The sequence below is a fragment of the Catellatospora sp. TT07R-123 genome (assembly GCF_018327705.1).
Taxonomy (GTDB): domain Bacteria; phylum Actinomycetota; class Actinomycetes; order Mycobacteriales; family Micromonosporaceae; genus Catellatospora.
The window spans coordinates 3,189,266-3,207,095 of the sequence record NZ_BNEM01000002.1 but is presented as its reverse complement, the minus strand read 5'-3'; the positions used below and the strand labels follow the sequence as shown (position 1 = coordinate 3,207,095).

General features: G+C 72.9%; 17 protein-coding genes. 6 read left to right on the top strand and 11 right to left on the bottom strand.

Features of this window, described 5'->3' with window-relative positions; all coding sequences use genetic code 11:
* Positions 1 to 115 precede the first annotated feature (115 nt).
* The 4 genes from Cs7R123_RS34040 to Cs7R123_RS34025 all read right to left on the bottom strand — a co-directional run bounded on the left by Cs7R123_RS34040 (position 116) and on the right by Cs7R123_RS34025 (position 3,691).
* Positions 116 to 640, bottom strand: coding sequence for a hypothetical protein (locus Cs7R123_RS34040; protein WP_212832701.1), 525 nt, complete (start codon positions 638 to 640; stop codon positions 116 to 118).
* 16 nt (positions 641 to 656) lie between these two features.
* Positions 657 to 1,589: a hypothetical protein gene (locus Cs7R123_RS34035; RefSeq protein WP_212832699.1), complete on the bottom strand. Its 933-nt coding sequence runs from the start codon at positions 1,587 to 1,589 to the stop codon at positions 657 to 659.
* Between the two features lie 43 nt (positions 1,590 to 1,632).
* A complete protein-coding gene (locus Cs7R123_RS34030; protein WP_212832698.1) occupies positions 1,633 to 1,989 on the bottom strand; it encodes a hypothetical protein in 357 nt (118 codons plus the stop codon).
* A 145-nt stretch (positions 1,990 to 2,134) separates the two neighbouring features.
* Positions 2,135 to 3,691: an aldehyde dehydrogenase family protein gene (locus Cs7R123_RS34025; RefSeq protein ID WP_212832697.1), complete on the bottom strand. Its 1,557-nt coding sequence runs from the start codon at positions 3,689 to 3,691 to the stop codon at positions 2,135 to 2,137.
* A 375-nt stretch (positions 3,692 to 4,066) separates the two neighbouring features.
* Here Cs7R123_RS34025 and Cs7R123_RS34020 point away from each other — a divergent pair, with 375 nt between their 5' ends.
* Positions 4,067 to 4,987 carry a polysaccharide deacetylase family protein gene (locus Cs7R123_RS34020; RefSeq protein ID WP_212832696.1) on the top strand — a complete coding sequence of 307 codons (921 nt, stop codon included), beginning with the start codon at positions 4,067 to 4,069 and terminating at the stop codon, positions 4,985 to 4,987.
* A 71-nt stretch (positions 4,988 to 5,058) separates the two neighbouring features.
* On the opposite strand, the gene Cs7R123_RS34015 is transcribed toward Cs7R123_RS34020, so the two are convergent.
* Both Cs7R123_RS34015 and bioB read right to left on the bottom strand, forming a co-directional pair.
* Complete coding sequence (locus tag Cs7R123_RS34015; RefSeq protein WP_212832695.1) at positions 5,059 to 5,250, bottom strand: hypothetical protein; 192 nt, start codon at positions 5,248 to 5,250, stop codon at positions 5,059 to 5,061.
* A 14-nt stretch (positions 5,251 to 5,264) separates the two neighbouring features.
* Positions 5,265 to 6,272 (bottom strand): biotin synthase BioB, encoded by a 1,008-nt coding sequence (gene bioB, locus Cs7R123_RS34010; protein WP_212832694.1) that lies wholly within the window; start codon positions 6,270 to 6,272, stop codon positions 5,265 to 5,267.
* 70 nt (positions 6,273 to 6,342) lie between these two features.
* On the opposite strand from bioB, the gene Cs7R123_RS34005 reads away from it, so the two are divergent.
* Both Cs7R123_RS34005 and bioD read left to right on the top strand, forming a co-directional pair.
* Positions 6,343 to 7,479 carry an 8-amino-7-oxononanoate synthase gene (locus Cs7R123_RS34005; RefSeq protein ID WP_212832693.1) on the top strand — a complete coding sequence of 379 codons (1,137 nt, stop codon included), beginning with the start codon at positions 6,343 to 6,345 and terminating at the stop codon, positions 7,477 to 7,479.
* Positions 7,476 to 8,213 (top strand): dethiobiotin synthase, encoded by a 738-nt coding sequence (gene bioD / locus Cs7R123_RS34000; RefSeq protein WP_212832691.1) that lies wholly within the window; start codon positions 7,476 to 7,478, stop codon positions 8,211 to 8,213. Before Cs7R123_RS34005 ends, bioD begins: the two co-directional genes overlap by 4 nt.
* Before the next feature lie 12 nt (positions 8,214 to 8,225).
* Here the strand turns inward: bioD and Cs7R123_RS33995 are convergent, their stop codons facing one another.
* The gene (locus Cs7R123_RS33995) at positions 8,226 to 9,410 is read right to left on the bottom strand and encodes a cytochrome P450 (protein WP_374707052.1); all 1,185 of its coding nucleotides are present in this window, start codon (positions 9,408 to 9,410) and stop codon (positions 8,226 to 8,228) included.
* Positions 9,411 to 9,574: 164 nt separating this feature from the next.
* On the opposite strand from Cs7R123_RS33995, the gene Cs7R123_RS33990 reads away from it, so the two are divergent.
* Both Cs7R123_RS33990 and Cs7R123_RS33985 read left to right on the top strand, forming a co-directional pair.
* On the top strand, positions 9,575 to 9,904 hold the full coding sequence (locus Cs7R123_RS33990; protein ID WP_212832687.1) for an immunoglobulin domain-containing protein: 330 nt from the start codon (positions 9,575 to 9,577) through the stop codon (positions 9,902 to 9,904).
* Positions 9,905 to 10,030: 126 nt separating this feature from the next.
* Complete coding sequence (locus Cs7R123_RS33985; RefSeq protein ID WP_212832685.1) at positions 10,031 to 10,360, top strand: hypothetical protein; 330 nt, start codon at positions 10,031 to 10,033, stop codon at positions 10,358 to 10,360.
* Between the two features lie 50 nt (positions 10,361 to 10,410).
* Here the strand turns inward: Cs7R123_RS33985 and Cs7R123_RS33980 are convergent, their stop codons facing one another.
* Both Cs7R123_RS33980 and Cs7R123_RS33975 read right to left on the bottom strand, forming a co-directional pair.
* A complete protein-coding gene (locus Cs7R123_RS33980; protein ID WP_212832683.1) occupies positions 10,411 to 11,457 on the bottom strand; it encodes a zinc-dependent alcohol dehydrogenase family protein in 1,047 nt (348 codons plus the stop codon).
* A gap of 64 nt (positions 11,458 to 11,521) precedes the next feature.
* Complete coding sequence (locus tag Cs7R123_RS33975) at positions 11,522 to 13,021, bottom strand: beta-N-acetylhexosaminidase (protein WP_212832682.1); 1,500 nt, start codon at positions 13,019 to 13,021, stop codon at positions 11,522 to 11,524.
* Positions 13,022 to 13,242: 221 nt separating this feature from the next.
* On the opposite strand from Cs7R123_RS33975, the gene Cs7R123_RS33970 reads away from it, so the two are divergent.
* Entirely contained in the window at positions 13,243 to 14,280 is a 1,038-nt protein-coding gene (locus tag Cs7R123_RS33970; protein WP_212832680.1) for a LacI family DNA-binding transcriptional regulator, read from the top strand.
* Positions 14,281 to 14,330: 50 nt separating this feature from the next.
* On the opposite strand, the gene Cs7R123_RS33965 is transcribed toward Cs7R123_RS33970, so the two are convergent.
* Positions 14,331 to 15,647 carry a peptidoglycan DD-metalloendopeptidase family protein gene (locus tag Cs7R123_RS33965; protein ID WP_212832678.1) on the bottom strand — a complete coding sequence of 439 codons (1,317 nt, stop codon included), beginning with the start codon at positions 15,645 to 15,647 and terminating at the stop codon, positions 14,331 to 14,333.
* Positions 15,648 to 15,739: 92 nt separating this feature from the next.
* Complete coding sequence (locus Cs7R123_RS33960) at positions 15,740 to 17,803, bottom strand: S9 family peptidase (RefSeq protein WP_212832676.1); 2,064 nt, start codon at positions 17,801 to 17,803, stop codon at positions 15,740 to 15,742.
* Positions 17,804 to 17,830 lie beyond the last annotated feature (27 nt).

Genomic DNA, 17,830 nt, shown 5'->3' with positions numbered 1-17,830 from the left:
CTCACACCTCATCTCGCGGGCTCACACCTCATACGGTGTGAGTACAACCCATGAGGTGTGAGCCCGCGACAGGGGATGCCTGGCAGACCGCTCCGGCGGCCCCGGCGGCGATGGTTCAGCCGGGGCTGTTCAGCAGCTCCGGGCGGTACACCTCCACGCGCAGGCGGCGTACGCGGTCGAGCTGGTCGCGCACGACGCTGTCGGCCGCCTCCGCGGCCCGTGCCGCGAACTCGGCCTCGTTGCACCGGCGCAGCGTGCCGTCGCTGATGCGGACCTGCCACTCCCGCATGCCGTGCGTCGCGACCACCGAGACGCTGCCGTCGGCGCTGCCGCCCCGCGCCTCGATCGCCGCCAGGCCCTGGAAGTAGGCCTGGCCGGCCGGGTCCTGGACCCGGGCCGGGGTCAGCGTCTCGCCGCCCGAGGCGCTGACCAGCGCCTCGGCCTCGCGGGTGCGGGCCACCCACAGCAGGCGGCACAGCGCCGCGAGCTGCCCCTCCAGGGCGTTCTCGGACGTCCGGTCGTAGTACCCGGGCATGAACTCCAGCCGCAGCGCGCGGCGTCCGGTCAGCTCGGCCCAGATCTCGCCGTTGGGAGAGCGGGCGCTGACCCGCATCTCGTCGAGCTGGTCACCCAGACCCATGCTCGCACCGCCTTCGTCAGTCGGAGTAACCCATGTACTCGGGCCTGGTGATGTTCTGCTTGGTGGCCCCGGCCAGCGACGGCCGCGGCGCGACGAAGTAGTCGCGGTGGCTGTGGATCGCGTCCAGGATGCTGTCCATCGCCTTGGCGATCCGCTGCTCGGTCTCGCTGATGACCTGGCTCGCCTTGTCCACGGCGGCGTGCATCGAGTCGAGCACGGCGTTGGTGTGGTCGCCGGTGATGTTCAGCGTCGGCGGGCTGGGCGGCAGCGCGGCGGCCACCCAGGCGGCGGCGCCGACCGTCGAGATCGAGATCGCTGCCACCGCCGACGTGCCCAGGGTGGGGATCGTCAGCAGGATGCCGGTGATCGCGGCGGCCGCCGTGAAGGTGACCGCCCACTCCTTGGGTGAGCAGTCGTCCATGCAGTCCAGCGCCTTGAGCGTGTTCTCGGCGATCTGGTCGATGTCCTTGCGCGCGGCCTCCCACATGGCCTGCTCGGCCTCCAGCCCCGCCTTCAGCGCCGAGATCAGCAGGAACTGGTTGCGCGCCACCGACGGGAACGGGTCGATGAAGTTGGCCTTGAACTCCATCGCGGCCTTGCCGGTCCACGACTCGATGTAGTCGCCCGAGGCGCTGAGCTTGTCCAGCACCGGGTTGGCGTAGTAGTTGGAGCCGTTGGTGGAGATCGGGTCGCGGGTGTCCTGGCCGGTGCAGAGCCTGCCCAGCGCCCGCTTGAGCGACTCGATCGCCGGCGTGTACGACGCCGGGTCAGGGATCTGGCTGAACGGCTGGAACAGCTGCGGCACCTCGCCGTAGCAGCGGTTGATCAGCTTCGGCTGCTCCTGGGCGACGAGGGTGGGCGACTGGGTGCCCATCAGCTCCCCCAGCCCCTCCTCGAACGCCTTGTTGCCGATGTCGGTGGCGTGCTGCATGAGCTGGTCGAAACTCACCGCGGTCCCCCCGTCGCACCCGGTCCGGTGTGGATCGTCGTCATCACGGCACCTGGCTCTCTCGCTTCAGCCGATCGAGCTCCACCTTGGCGGTGTAGTCGCTCGTCGCATAGGCGTCGGTGGCCAGCAGCAGCGCCTGCGCCGTCTCGCCGAGGTTCTCGTCGGTGTCGGCGAGGAACCGCTTCACGGTGTCGCGCAGTTCCACCCACGACTGGTAGGCCGTGCCCTGCGGACCGCCGAACTGGGCGGGCCGGGTGAACGCGGCCGCCAGGCCGCTGTCGGTGTCGCCCACGGAACCTGCGGCGCTCGCATACTCGGCCGCGACGTCCGGCAGGTTCGTCTTGGCCATCGTGTAGAGCCGGAACAGATCAGCTCCGAGATCACGCCCGCTGTCGGGCATGCGCATCCCCTCCCCGCGTTTCGATCTCCCCGACCGAATGCGCTCACGTTAGTTGATGCGGCACGTTCGCACCGACCGCGTGGCGCAGCGGGGGCGCACGGGCGGTGCCCCGCCCCTGGTCGCGGCGCCAGGGGCAGGGCACGGCTCACACGCTGGGCGGCAGCGCCGTCCAATCCGGAAAGTTGCCGTAGAGGCGCTCGTCGGGGCCGCCGACGGTGACGGCCTGCACCAGCAGGTCGCCGCCGACGAACGCGCCCTTCCAGGAGGCGCCGCGGCCGCCGAACGGCTCCTCGCGGTCGCCGCGCGAGCGGGGCCGGTTCACCCCGACCTTGAACGCCTGCAGGTCCCCGGCGAGCTTGCCCGCCAGCTCCTCGTCGTCGCAGGCCAGGCTCGCGACCAGGGCGCCGTTGGAGGCGTTCATCGCCGCGAGCAGCTCCTCCTCGGTGTCGACGACCACGATCGTGTCGACCGGCCCGAACGGCTCGGCGTGCATCAGCCGGGACCGGCCGGGCGGGGCGAGCAGCGCGGTGGGGGCGGCGTACGCGGAAGTGTCCTGGCCGTCGAGGAAGCGGCCGTGCGACAGCCTGCCCCGGTGCAGCGGGACCGCGCCCGCCCGGACCGCCTCCTCCACCTTGCGGTGCAGCTCCTCGGCCTTGGCGGCGCTGATCAGCGGGCCGAAGTCGAGCTCGGGCAGCGGGTCGCCGGCCGACGCCACGGCCAGCGGGTGCCCGAACCGGACCGCCTTGACCACGGGCAGGTAGACGTCGAGGAACTCGTCGACCAGATCGCGCTGCACCACGAACCGGGGGTACGCGGTGCACCGCTGCTTGCCGTACTCGAAACCTTTGCGCAGGTGCCCGGCGAGCAGCTCCCACTGGGAGAACTCCCACACGCCCCAGGCGTTGAGGCCCTCCTGCTCGATCATGTGGCGTTTGTCCGTGTCCAGGAGCGCGGCCGCGACCTTGCCGCCGTTGGAGCGGCCGCCGACGAAGGCGACCGCGCCGATCTCGGGCGCGCGGACCAGCACCTCCGACAGCTCCTCGCCGCTGCCGGACAGCAGCGTGACGGGCAGTCCGGCCCGGTGCATCAGCGCGTGCGCGACGGTGAGGCAGATCGCGCCGCCCTGCGACGGGGTCTTGGCGATGACCGCGTTGCCCGCCAGCAGCTGCACCAGCTCGGCGTGGACCAGCACGGACATGGGGTAGTTCCAGGAGGCGATGTTGCTGACCGGGCCGGGCAGCGGCTCCCGCCCGGCCGTCTGGCGGTCGATCTGGTCCGCGTACCAGCGCACGCCGTCCAGGGCGCGGTCGACGTCGGCGCAGGCGAGCCGCCACGGCTTGCCGATCTCCCAGACCAGCAGCATGGCCAGCAGGTCGCGGTGTGCGGTGAGGGCGTCCACGGCGGCCGCGACGCGGGCCTTGCGCTCGGGCAGCGGGGTCGCGGCCCAGTCGCGGTGGGCGGCGGCCGCGTGGCGTACGGCGGCCAGGGCGGTCTCGGCGTCCAGGCGCGACAGGTTCGCCAGGGTGGTCCCGTCGACGCCGGTGGTGAGCGGGCTGGGGCGGCCGATCGGCCGCCAGTCGCCCTGGATCAGGTTGCGCAGGGTGGCCGAGCCCGCTGCGGGGTCGAACGCCTCGGGTGTGGCGGCGACGGCGCGGGCGAGAGTCGTGCTCCAGTCGGTGCCGTGGGCGAGCTGCGGTGCCATCCGGTCCTCCTCGTTGAGCCGCGGCACCGGCCGGGCCGCGAGTTGGTCGGTACTCTGCCGCCGCCCGAGCGGCGCGGGCAATGAGAAATTCCTCTCCCGCGATCCGGTGCACTCCGTCGACCTGCGCCGATGTCTGAGGGCGGTGACAAACCTCTCGGATTCCTACCGCTCGGTAACATGTGGCCGCGACCAGCGGCTCCGGGCCGTACCCCCTGGTCCTGCCCTTGCCATGGATCTTTCGGGGCGAGTCGGGCGGATCACTTCGGTGCCATCGGGCGGCTGTGCTGCGCGACCGGATGGTCTATGGTCGGGGCACGCTGCACCCCCGCACCACAGCTTCACCCCTTTTGCACCCCCGCTCATTGGAGTCCCGCCATGCGTCGTCGCATCGCGGTGTCCGCCGTCGTGGTCCTGCTCGGCCTTGCCGGGTGCACCTCGACCAAGGACCCGGTCGCCTCGCCGAGCGCCACGGCTCCGTCCGTCTCCGTGGCCCCCTCGCCCTCCGACTCCGCGTCGCCGTCACCCACGCCGACACCCAGTGCCTCGCCGAGCCCGTCGCCGTCCCCGACGCGCGGGCCGAGCCCGAAGCCGACCCAGAGCACCACGCCCGCCGGCGGCCCGATCTCCTGTACGGGCAAGGCCACCCTCAACCGCCCCCAGGCCACCGGCACCGGCCCCGCCGGCTCGATCCTGCGGACCGGCACCGACGCCGTCGCGCTGACCTTCGACGACGGGCCGGACCCGATCAACACGCCGAAGATCCTCGACATGCTCAAGCAGTGCGGGGTCAAGGCGACGTTCTGCCTGGTCGGCTTCCGGGCCCGGGACCGGCCGGACCTGGTCCGCCGGATCTACGCGGAGGGGCACACCCTCTGCAACCACTCGTGGCAGCACCTGACCGACCTGGGCAAGCGCACCCACAAGGCGATCGTCGACGACCTCACGGGCACCAACAAGGCGATCCACGCCATCGTGCCCGACGCCAAGATCGCGTATTTCCGCGCGCCGGGCGGGAACTTCACCGCCGAGATGGTGCAGATCGCCAAGGACCTGGGCATGGCCTCGATCTACTGGCACGTCGACCCGCGCGACTGGGACTCCTCGGCGTTCGGCAAGGGCTCGAAGATGGTGAACCACGTCATCTCTGCCGTCGAGGGCAACGTCCGGCCGGGTTCGATCATCCTGTCCCACGACAACGGCAAGCCGGACACGATCACGGCCTACCGCACGCTGCTTCCCTGGCTGGCGGCCCGCTTCGACCTGATCGCGCTCCCCGTGGACGCCCCACTCCCGTAGGGCCACGACCGGAAGAAGGGCACCTTCTCGTCGCCATGCGATGGAGAAGGTGCCCTTCTTGACGTCGAACCTCAGGCGGGGGAGCCGTGCACGGAGCAGGCGGCAGACCAGCCGGTCGGGACCACCTGGACCTTCATCCGGCGGCGGCAGTGCGCGCAGTAGCGCGGCGGCTCCAGCTCCCGCGCCGCCCGGCACGCCGTATGGTCGGCTGCGGCGGCGTCCTCACCACAGCGGTCGCAGTACGTCACCGTCGTCTCGGTCACGGTCGCTCCCCGGGCTACAGCGTCGCCGACAGGGCCTTGACCGGCATCTTCAGCTCGGTCAGCAGGTCCAGGTCAGCGGTTGCCGGGCGGCCCAGCGTGGTCAGGTAGTTGCCGACGATCACCGCGTTGATGCCGCCGAGCAGGCCGTCGCGGGTGCCCAGGTCGCCGAGGGTGATCTCGCGGCCGCCCGCGTACCGCAGGATGGTGCGCGGCAGCGCGAGCCGGAACGCCGCGATCGCCCGCAGCGCGTCCTTGGGGTCCATCACGGGCTGGTCGCCCAGCGGGGTGCCCGGCCGCGGGTTCAGGAAGTTCAGCGGCACCTCGTCCGGCTCCAGCTCGGCCAGCTGCGCGGCGAACTCGGCCCGCTGCTCCAGGGTCTCGCCCAGGCCGATGATGCCGCCGCAGCAGACCTCCATGCCGGAGTCGCGCACCATCTTCAGGGTGCCCCAGCGCTCCTCCCACGAGTGGGTGGTGACCACGTTCGGGAAGTAAGACCGGCAGGTCTCCAGGTTGTGGTTGTACCGGTGCACGCCCATGTCGACCAGCTCGTCGACCTGCTCCTGGGTCAGCATGCCCAGGCTCGCGGCGACGTTGATGTCCACGGCGGCCTTGATCGCGGCGACGCCGTCACGCATCTGCGTCATCAGCTTCGCGTCCGGGCCGCGCACGGCGGCGACGATGCAGAACTCGCTCGCGCCGGTGGCCGCGGTCTGCCGGGCCGCCTCCACCAGCGACGGGATGTCCAGCCACACCGAGCGCACCGGTGAGGAGAACAGGCCCGACTGGGAGCAGAAGTGGCAGTCCTCGGGGCAGCCGCCGGTCTTCAGCGACACGATCCCCTCGACCTCGACCTCGGGGCCGCACCAGCGCATGCGCACCTCGTGGGCGAGCTGGAGCGCGGCGGGGATGTCCTCGTCGGGCAGCTGGAGGACGGCGAGGATGTCCGCCTCCTCCAATCCGAGCCCCTGTTCGAGGACACGGATGCGGGCGCGGTCGAGCACGGATGAAGAGCTGGTGGACATGGGCGTACCCTACCAACGCGGCCAGGGCGGGTCTGCCGAAGGCCGAGCGATACGTGGATGAGTTGGGTTGATGGGCGACTGGCTGAGCACCCTGCGCCGCAAGGCGGAGCTGCGCGAACGCGCCGGACTGCGGCGCGAGTTGCGCCCGCGCGACGGCGGCGACGCGATGACCGACCTCGCGGGCAACGACTACCTGGGCCTGTCCCGGCACCCCGAGGTGGTGGCCGCCGCCGCCCGCGCCCTCACCGAGTACGGCCTCGGCGCCACCGGTTCCCGCCTGGTGCGGGGCAGCACCGACGCGCACACCGCGCTGGAGGACGCGCTCGCGCACCGGCTCGGCACCGACCGGGCGCTGGTGTACTCCAGCGGCTACCTGGCCAACCTCGGCGTCGTCCGGGCGCTGTCCCGGCCGCGTACGCTGCTGGTCTCCGACGCGCACTGCCACGCCTCGCTGATCGACGGGTGCCGCCTGGCCGGGGTCGAGACGATCGTGTTCGCGCACGCCGACCCCGACGCCGCCGCCGCGGTGCTGGCCGCCCACCCCGGCCGCCCCGCCGTCGTGCTCACCGAGTCGGTCTTCTCCGTCGACGGCGACCTGGCCCCGCTGCCCGAACTGCACGCCGTCGCCCGCGCCCACGGGGCACTGCTGCTGGTCGACGACGCGCACGGCCTCGGCGTGATCGGCCCTTCCGGCTCCGGGGGCGTGGTCGCCGCCGGGATCGCGGGCGAACCCGACGTCGTGGTCACTGCCACCCTGTCCAAGGCGCTGGGCGGCGCGGGCGGCGTGGTGGCAGGCCCGGAAGCGCTGGTCAGGCACCTGATCGACACGGGCCGTACCTTCATCTTCGACACCGCCCTGCCCCCGGCCGTGACCGCCGGGGTCGCCGCCGCGCTGGAGCTGTCCACCGTCCGCGACGATCTGCGGGTTACGCTGCACGAGCGTGCCCGGCAGATCCGTGACACCCTGCGCACCGCCGGGCTGGAGGTCACCGACCCCGCCGGTGGCGTGGTCTCGGCGACCGCCGACTCGGCCGAGCAGGCGTGGGCCTGGGCCGGGGCCTGCCGGGACAAGGGCGTGGCCGTGGGCTGCTTCCGCCCGCCGTCCACCCCGGACCAGCGGTCGCGGCTGCGGCTGACGGTCAACGCGGGGGTGCCGGCGGCGGAGTTCGCGCGGGCTTTGGAGATCATCGTGGAGGTACGGCCGTGAGCACGGCGCTACGGGGAATCGTGCTGGTCACCGGCACCGACACCGGGGTCGGCAAGACCATCGTCACCGCGGCGGTGGCCGCCGCCGCCAGCGCGGCCGGACTGCGCGTCGCCGTGGTCAAACCGGCGCAGACCGGCGTCGATCCGGCCTACGGCGAGGTCTCCGACATGGAGATAGTCCACCGCCTGGCCGCCCCGGCCACGGTCGAGACGCTGCACGAGTTCCCCGACCCGCTCGCCCCGACGGCCGCCGCCCGGGTCGCGCAGGTCGACCCGCCGGACATGTTCGACGTCATCGACCAGGTCAAGGGCATCGCCGCCGAGCACGAGCTGACCCTGGTCGAGGGCGCGGGCGGGCTGCTGGTGCCGATGGGCGTGCATCCCGGCGGCTCCCAGTGGACGCTGGCCGACCTCGCGGTGGCGCTGTCGGCGCCCGCGATCGTGGTGGCGCGGGCCGGGCTGGGCACGCTCAACCACACCGCGCTGACGCTGGAGGCGATGAACCGCCGCAGCATCCCGGCGTACCCGGTGCTCGGCGCCTGGCCGTCGCGCCCCGAGCTGGTCCACTACACCAACCTGGCCGACCTGCCCGACGACCTGTACGGCCTGCTGCCCGACGGCGCCGGCGACATCGATCCGGGCGTCTTCCGCCGCAGCGCCCCCGAGTGGCTCCACCCCGCCCTCCACGGCACCTGCGACGACCCCCGCCTGCTCGCCGAACCCGACGAGGACTGACCCGCCGCCCGGTCAGGGGCGGTGGATGGTGAAGGTGTCGGGCATGCGGAAGCTGAGGTTGTCGGGGCACCAGGGGGCGCGCAGGACCTCGGCGCCGCGTAGGAGCGGGGCGGTCTCCGCGACGACGACGGCGGCTTCCATGCGGGACAGCTGGGCGCCGACGCAGCGGTGGGCGCCCGCGCCGAAGGCCAGGTGGCGGCGGGAGCCGCGCTGGCCGGGCACGAGGTCGTGCGGGTGCTGCACCACGTGGTGACCGGCGCGGGCCAGCCACAGCACGATGCTGCGGCCGCGCGGCACGGGCAGGCCGTCGAGCTCGGTGTCGCGGGCGGTGACCCGGCGCCAGGTCGGGATCGGCGGCTCCAGCCGCAGCCCCTCCTCGACCACGTCCTCGACGCCGTACGTGCCCCGGACCAGCCCGTCCAGCACGGCGGGTGCGGTGGTGAGCCGGTGCAGCAGCAGCGTCAGGAACTGCGAGGTGGTCTCCTGCCCGGCTACGAGCAGGAAGAACAGCGCCCCGACCGGGGTGTCCCGGTGCAGGCCGTGGGAGGTCGTGTATTCGCGCAGCTCACCGACCATCCCCCCGGCGGTGGCGGCGAAGTCGCGCAGCATGGCGTGGAACCGCCCGACCGTGTCGGCCAGCGCGAGCTGGCGTGGGGCGTCCAGCGGCGCCCAGAACAGTTCGAGCGCGGCCCGGGAGAACTCCTTGACCACGGCGGCGTCGGCTGAGGGCAGCTCGACGAGCCGGGCCAGGACCAGCAGCGGCAGGTCGGCGGCGAGGTCGGCGTACAGGTCGACGGGCTCGCCCGCGCGCAGCCGGGCGGCGAGGGCGGCGACCCGGCGGCGCACCAGGCCGGTGAGCCACGGCTGCTGCTCGGCCACGCGAGCGGGGTGCAGGGCCCGCGCGGTGATCTCGCGGATGGCGGGGTGGCTGGCGCCGCCGTTGTTGGCCAGGGTCGGCGGCAGGCGGAAGCCGTACGACGTGAGCACCCGCATCACGCTCACCGGCATCGGTGTGATCGCGTCGAGCGCGTTGTCGGGGCGGAACGTGTCGGGGTCGCCCAGCACCTGCTTGATCACTTCAGGTCGGGTCACCACCACGTGGCGTACGCCGACGTGGTCGCTCACCTCGACGGTGGCGTCACCCGCCCCGTGGAGCGGCTGGTCCCAGGTCCGGAACAGCACCCGATCACCGTACAAGGCGCCGCCGCCCCGGTCCGGGGGAGGTCGCGCCGGGTGCGACTTCCCACACCCGGGCTCACTGCTGTCGAAACATTTACATTGTGCTATTTAACGGGAGACTCTTGATATTCGATACACGGTGCGCCGGAAGATCTCCGGCGCGAGTTTCACCTGGAGGACCCATGCGCATCTCTTCCGCTGCCGTCCGGGCCGGCCTGACCGTGGCCGTCGTCGGCGCGGCGCTGGCTGTTCCCACCGCGGCCCACGCGACCAGTACCGTGAGCTGCGAGTCCGGCTACAGCACCATCGAGTGCGGGGTGAGCGGCGGCCCGGTCGACAGTGTGCAGTGGACCAGGAACGGGACCTACATCCCGAGCTGGGACAACCAGATGACGATCACCACCGCGTGCACCAGTGGCCAGTGGTACACCTTCCAGGCCACGGTGACGGTCGGCGGCGTGGTCGAGACGCCTGTTCGCAGCATCCTGTGCTGGCGGGGCGCCTGGCGCTGACGCCTGACGCGCCCCGAACCGAGGGCTTGTCAAACATTTACATGTGAGCATGGATTGGCGCCTGGAGCTGCCTGATACTGGGCGGGCCGGAGATCCCGGCGCGATGAAATCCACCGTGGAGGATCGATGCGCACCTCTTCTGCCGTGCTCGGGGCGGGCGTGGCCCTGGCGGCCTTCGGCGCGACGCTGTTCGGCGCCGCACCGGCGCTGGCCGCGACCCACACCGTCGGCTGCGAGTCGGGCTACAGCAACATCGCCTGCGACCTGTACGGTCCGGCCGCCGACAGCGTGAAGTGGAGCATGAACGGGGTGTACATCCCGAGCTGGGACAACAAGCTGAGCGTCTCGACCGCCTGCACGGTCGGTCAGCGCTACTCGTTCAAGGCGACGGTGACCACCGGCGGCGTGGTCGAGACGCCGGTCTACAACGTCGTCTGCCGCCGCGTCCCCGTCTGATCCGGTGCCTGGCGAGCGCCGTCACCCGGGTCGGGTGGCGGCGCTCGCGCTCACTCCGGGCGCTGCGGCTCGATGACGGTGATGCCGGTCGGCGGGCGCTCGCCCATCGCGGCCAGCGCGGCCGGGACCGCCGAGAGCCCGATCCGGGCGGTGACCAGCGAGTCGGGGCGGATGCGGTCGAGCACCAGCGCCAGCAGGTCCGGGTAGTCGGCGGGGGACAGGCCGTGGCTGCCCAGGATCTCCAGCTCGTGGCCGATCACCCGGCTCATCGGCAGCGCCGGGTCGCCGACCGCCGACGGCAGCAGCCCGACCTGGACGTGCCGCCCCCGGCGGCGCAGGCTGAGGATCGCGGCGGTGGCGGTGACCGAGCTGCCCAGCGCGTCCACGGTCAGGTGGGCGCCGCTGCCGGTGATCTCGCGGATCGCCTCGACCGGGTCGTGCTCGGCACTGTTGACCAGGGCGACCGCGCCGTGGGAGTGGGCCAGGGCCAGTGCGCCGGGGGAGACGTCGACGGCGATCACGCGGGCGCCGTACGCGGTGGCGATCATGATGGCGGACAGGCCGACGCCGCCGCAGCCGTACACGGCGACCCATTCGCCCGGCGCGACCCGCCCCTGCGCCGTGACCGCCCGGTACGCCGTGGCGAAGCGGCAGCCCAGCGCCGCCGCGGCCCCGTACGACAGCTCCGGCGGCAGCGCGACCAGGTTCAGGTCGGCATGGTGGATCACGGTGTACTGCGCGAACGAGCCCCAGTGGGTGAACCCGGGCTGCGTCTGCCGCTCGCACACCTGGTGGTCCCCGGCCCGGCAGGTGGCGCACGAGCCGCACCCGCACACGAACGGCACGGTCACCCGGGCGCCGGGCTGCCAGCGCCGCACCCCGTCGCCGACGGCGTGCACCACCCCGGCCAGCTCGTGGCCGGGCACGTGCGGGAAGGTCGCGATGTCGGGGTCGTGGCCCATCCAGCCGTGCCAGTCGCTGCGGCACAACCCGGTCGCCTCGACCCGGATCACCGCCCCGGCGGGCGGCGCCACCGGATCGGGCACCTCCCGGACCTGCGGCATCGCACCGAACCGGTCGTAGACCACCGCACGCATGAAGCCATCCTCCCCCGCTGGGCACCGCACCGGGACCGGCGCGGTGTCCAGCAGGATATGTCGATCAGTCGAGCGGGCGGTAGGTCACGCCCATGGCGTCGAACCGGGCCAGCGCCCCCGCCAGCCGCTGCCGGAACTCGGCGAGCTCGCCCGCGGTGCCCCAGCCGACCTCGGCCACCGCGCACAGGCGCGGCAGCAGGTTGTACTCGGCCCGGGTCGGGTTCGGCAGGTACTCGGTCCACAGGTTGCCCTGGACGCCGAGCACCCGGTGGCCGTTGCGCGGGTCGTCGGCGGGTTCGGGGTCGTAGCCGTACACGGTCGACAGCGGGGTGGGGCCGGAGCCGATCGACGGCGGCTCGCCCTCGGCCATCGACTCGTTGTAGTCCAGGTAGACGTGGCTGGACGGGGTCGCGATCACGTCGTGGCCGTCGTGCAGGGCCGCGGTGACCCGGTCCACGCCGCGCCACGCCATGATCAGCGCGTCGGCGGGCACGCCCCGGCCGACCAGCTCGTCCCAGACCACGACCCGGCGGCCGTGCCCGCGCAGGTGGTCGGCGAGCTGGTTGATCCACCAGCCGAGCAGGTCCTCGGGGTCGGTGAGGCCGAGCTCGGCCATGCGGGCCCGCCCGCTCTCGCCCTCGACCCACTCCTTCGGCGGCACCTCGTCGCCGCCGAGGTGGATCAGCTCGCCCGGGAACACCGCGACCAGCTCGTCCAGCACGTCGCGCATGACCTGGACGGTGGCGTCGTCGCAGTTGAGCACCCGGTCGTGGATGCCCCAGCGGGTCGCGGTCTCGTGCCGCGCCTCGGGGAAGTTGCCCAGCTCCGGGTAGGCGGCCACCACCGCGACGGTGTGGCCGGGCAGGTCGATCTCGGGGACGACGGTGACGCCGCGCCGGGCCGCGTACGCGACCAGCCCGCGCAGCTCGTCCTGGGTGTAGAAGCCGCCGTGCGGGGCGCCGTCGGTCTGCTTGTCGCGCTCGTGCCCGGCCGGGGACGCGCTGCGCCAGGCGCCGACCGAGGTCAGCCTCGGGTGGCGGTGCGACTCGAAGCGCCAGCCCTGGTCGTCGGTCAGGTGCAGGTGCAGCGTGTTCATCCGGTGGATCGCCAGCAGGTCGACCACGGTGTGCAGCCACGGCAGCGGCTGGTGCCAGCGGGCCACGTCGATCATGATGCCGCGCCACGGGTAGCGGGGGCGGTCGGTGATCTCGGCGTACGGCAGGGTCCAGGCGGTGCCGGGCCCGGGCTGGGCCGCGTACGCCGCGACGGGCAGCAGCTGGCGCAGCGTCTGCACCGCCCAGCGCAGCCCGGCGAGCGTGGCGGCGGTGGCGCGCGCGCCCGACCCGTCCACGGTCAGCGTGTAACCCTCGGCGCCCAGGTCCGCGGCCGGGTCGACGGTGAACACCAGACCGCCGGGGCCGTCCGGCAGGGGCAGGCCGGTGGCCGGGGTGAGCAGCTCGCGCAGCAGCGCGGCGATCTCGGCGGGCGCCTCGACGGCCGTGCCGGCGGTCAGCGTCCACGCACCGGGGTGCGACACGTACGACGTGGGCTGGGGGATCAGCACGGCGGCTCCTTCTCGGACCCGCGCGGTGGCAGGTCGACGTGAAAACGGTTCCGATAGCCAGGCGCACCGCAGTACGCCGTCTTAACAGTAGCCAGGTCCACCGGTGTCGAGGCGGCGCGGTCGGGCGCGGTCGGGCGTGGACAGGCCCGTCGGCGCAGGGGTAGCGTAAACGCTTTCTCTGGCTGTTTCCGCTGCTCGTCCTGTACCGACTGGGGTTGGTGATGACCGCCAAGCGACCCACCATCCGCGACGTCGCGGCGCTCGCCGGAGTGTCGGTGGCCACGGTGTCGCGCGTGCTCTCCGGCGACTACCCGGTCGCCGGCCCCACCCGGACCCGCGTGCAGCGCGCCGTCCGCGACCTCGACTACGTCGTCAACGCGCACGCCCGCGCCCTGTCCGGCGCCACCTCCAAGGTCGTCGCCCTCGTCCTGTTCGACGTGACCACGCCGTTCTACGCGCACATCGCCGCGGGTGTCGAGGCCCAGGCCGCCGAGACCGGCCGCCTCTGCCTGGTCTGCACCACCGGCGGCGACCCCGACCGCGAGCTGGAGATCGTCAAGCTGATGCGGGAGCAGCACGCCGACGCGGTGATCCTGGTCGGCGGCGTCACCATGACCGACGACTACCGCGAACGGATGCGGCGCTACGCCAAGGCCCTGGAGGACGGCGGCAGCCGCCTGGTCCTGTGCGGCCGCCCGGCGCCGGCACCCGACTTCCCGGCGGTCACCGTCGAGTACGACAACACCGGCGGCGCCTTCGCCGCCACCAGCCACCTGCTGTCGGCGGGCCACCGCCGCATCGCCTTCCTCGGCGGCGCCGTCGGCAACACCACCTTCGACGGCCGCGACACCGGCTACCGCGCGGCGATGGCCGCGTTCGGGGCCGCGGTCGACCCGGCCCTGGTCAGCCACAGTCCCCGCCTCAGCCCCGACTACGGCGCCGACCGCGTCAACGAGCTGCTGGCCGCCGGGACGGACTTCACCGCGATCTTCGCCGCCAACGACCACGTGGCCGCCGGTGCGATGCGCGCCCTGCGCGCGGCGGGCAGGCGCGTCCCCGACGACGTCTCGATCATCGGGTACGACGACGCCCCGTTCGCCCAGGACCTGTCCACCCCGCTGACCAGCGTGCACCTGCCGCACGACGAGCTGGGGCGCACGGCGGTGCGGCTGGCGTTGCAGCGCACCGGTCCGGCCCGCCGGCACGTCATGCTCGGCACCCACATCACCATCCGCGACTCGGTCCGCCCGCTGGTCTGACCGGTCCGCCGCCGGTCCGCCGAGCGCGGACCGGCGGCGGGAGCGGCGGATCACATGACGAACTTGAAGGTGCCCCAGCCGTTGCCGATCTGCACCGGCGCGGACAGCCCGGCGCCGTTGTGCGGGTAGTACCAGAGGTCGCCGTCGGCGTCGACGCCGAGCACGTCGGCGGCCCCGTCGCCGCTGTAGTCCACCGCGTTGACCTGCTTGAAAGTGGCCCAGCCGGTGCCGATCTGAACGGGTGCGGACAGCGCCAGCCCGTTGTTGGGGTAGTAGAGCAGGTTGCCCGCGGCGTTCACGCCGAGCACGTCGGCATGCCCGTCACCGCTGTAGTCGGCGGCTGTGACCTGGAGGAAGCCACCCCAGCCGTTGCCGATCTGCACCGGTGCGGACAGCCCGGCGCCGTTGTGGGGGTAGTACCAGAGGTCGCCGTCGGCGTCGACACCCAGCACGTCGGCCGCCCCGTCGCCGCTGTAGTCGGCGGCCATGACGTGCTTGAAGGTGCCCCAGCCGTTGCCGATCTTCACGCGGGCGGACAGGGCCAGGCCGTTGTTGGGGTAGTACCAGAGGTCGCCGGCGGCGTCGACGCCGAGCACGTCGGCGGCGCCGTCGCCGCTGTAGTCGGCGGCCATGACGAACTTGAAGGTGCCCCAGCCGTTGCCGATCTGAACGGGCGCGGACAGCGCCAGCCCGTTGTTGGCGTAGTAGAGCAGGTTCCCGGCGGCGTTGACGCCGAGCACGTCGGCGTGGCCGTCGCCGCTGAAGTCGCCGACATGGTCGTGCGGGGCGGAGCGGCCGCAGTTGGCGCTGGTGGCGTTGCGGGCCGCCGACACCGGGCCGTTGACGTAGATCGGGCCGGTCGACGCGCTGCCGTCGGAGGTGATGCCCGACGGGGAGCCGTTGAAGTAGGCCTCGGTCTTGCCGCCGTCGCGGCCCACCTCGTAGTGCAGGTGCGGGCCGGTCGAGTTGCCGGTGCTGCCGACCCGGCCGAGCTGCTGGCCCTGGGCCACGGACTGCCCCGAGCGGACCATCGGAGTCTCGATCATGTGCATGTACGTGCTGCGCCAGCCGCCGCCGTGATCGACGATGACGTAGTTGCCGCCACCGCTGCCCCACCCCGCGAACGCGACCGTGCCCGCGGCCGAGGCCAGGATGGCACGCCCGCTGCTGGCGCCCCCGGTGTACGTCATGTCGATGTCGTAGTCGTCGTGACCGGCGTACGTCGCCATCCGCCAGGTCTCTCCGCAGGGGAAAGGCAGCTGGAAGTACGGCATCGGGCCGGCCGCACCGGCCGGGGCCGCCGCGACCGCCACGGCCCACAGCATGAGGCAGGCGCCCGCCAGGGCGCGCGAGATCTTTCCGGACAAGGGCGTTTCCCATCAGGAGAACGACATCGGCCGGGCGAGCATAGAAGTATCGACATATACGGCAGCGGATACGTTTCTGTTGCGGGCGGAGGTCAGGTGGTGCGGAGGTGGGTGAGGAGGAAGGCGGCGATCTCGGCTTCGTAGCGGGCGTGGGCGTAGCGGCCCGCGGGGCCCGTGTGGGCGCCTGCCCCCAGCTCCGTACGCAGGTAGACCGGCCCGTCGCCGGGGGCGGCGGTGGCGCGCAGCCGGGCCACCCACTTGGCCGGCTCGTGCACCATCACCCGGGGGTCGTGCAGCGCCGCCGTGGCCAGCAGCGGCGGCCGGGGCCCGGCGGGCGGGTTCTCATACGGCGAGTACGCCCACAGCCACGCGAACTCCTCGGCCCGCCGCGGGTCGCCCCACTCGTCCCACTCGTTGACGGTCAGCGGGATGTCGGGGTCGAGCATGGTGGTGACCACGTCCACGAACGCCACCTCGGCCACGACCGCGGCCCAGCGCTCGGGCCGCATCGAGTACACCGCGCCCTGGAGCAGCCCGCCCGCCGACAGCCCGCGCGTGCCCAGCCGGGTGCCGTCGGCGATGCCGTCGGCGAGCCAGTCGGCCACGGCGAGGTGGTCGGTGAACGTGCTGGCCTTGGCGGCCAGGCGGCCGCCGTGCCACCAGGCGCGGCCGTTCTCGCCGCCGCCGCGCGGGTGGGTCAGCGCGTAGACCACGCCCCGGTCGAGCAGGCTGGGCAGCACCGGGTCGAACTCGGGGTCCAGGCACGCCTCGTAGGCGCCGTACCCGTAGAGCAGGGCGGGGGCGGTGCCGTCGAGCGGGGTGCCGGCGCGCCAGGCCAGCGTGACGGGGACGGCGGTGCCGTCGGGAGCGGTGGCGTGGCGCCGCTGCGTGCGGTACGCGGCCGGGTCGTAGCCGGGCACCTCGTGGCGCTTGCGCAGCTCGCGGGCGCCGGTGCGCAGGTCTACGCAGTACCAGGCGGGCGGGTCGATCAGGGACTCGACGCGCACGGTGACGGCGGTGTCGTCGTACTCGATGGGGGTGGCCAGGACGACGCTGCCCGCCGCCAGGCCGGAGCCGATCTCCAGCTCGGCGCCGGTGGCCCGGTCGATCGTGCGCAGCAGCGGGAACCCGTCGCGGCGCAGCTCGCACAGCCAGTGGGTGCGCAGCGCGTGGCAGGCGACCAGGCGCTCGCCGGGCCGGGCGGCCAGCAGCGGCGTCCAGTGCCCGGGACCGGGGGTCCCGACCGGGGCGGTGACGACCCGGAACTCGGGGGCGCCGTCGTCGGTGGTGACGACCAGCTGCCCGTCGGCGTGGTCGATCCGGTATTCGACGCCGCGCCGCCGGGGGGCGACCAGGCTGGGGGCCGCGTGCGGCTCGTGCGCGGGGACCAGGTGCCATTCGCTGGTGTCGCGGCTGCGCGACTCGATCATGATCCAGTGCAGGTCCCGGCTGGCCCGTACGGTCAGCTCGTGGCGCGCGTCGTCCTCCTGGAGCACGAGCACGTCGGCGTCGGCGGGGGTGCCGATCGTGTGCCGCCACACCTGGTGCGGGCGGAACAGCTCGTCGTGCACGGTGTAGAAGAACGTGCCGGAGTCGGCGCTCCACGCCCCGGTGTAGTACGTGCGGGGCAGCTCCTCCGAAAGGTCCGTCAACGTCGCCAACTGGCGGAACCGCAGTCGATAGACCTCGTCGCCGGTGGTATCCACGGAGTACGCCAGGAGCGTGTTGTCGGGGCTCAGCTCCCGCAGCCCGATCTCGGCGAACCCGTCCGTACCCGCCAGAAGGGCGCCGTCCAGCAGCACCCGGTCGGCGTCGCCGTCATGACCGGCTTGTAAGAACTGCTCGTACTCACTTCCGGCGACGGTCCGGGTGTAGTAGAAACGTGAACCATGTCTCCAACTGACTGAGTCATCAGTCGGGAGGAGGCGTTGCTCCACCTCGTGGAACACCTCGGTCCGGGTGCGTTCACAGCGATCGGCGGCGGCATCGTGGTACTCGCGCTCGGCGCGCAGGTAGGCGAGAAGCCGCGGGTCGCCGTGGTCGCGCATCCATCCGTACTCGTCGGTCCACCGGCGTCCGTGCAGCTCACGCTCGTGCGGCTCGGTCGGGGCGACCGGCGGGACGGTGGCGTCGTGATCGTCTCGATCGTGCGGCATGACCGGGGACCTTACCCCCCACGCCCC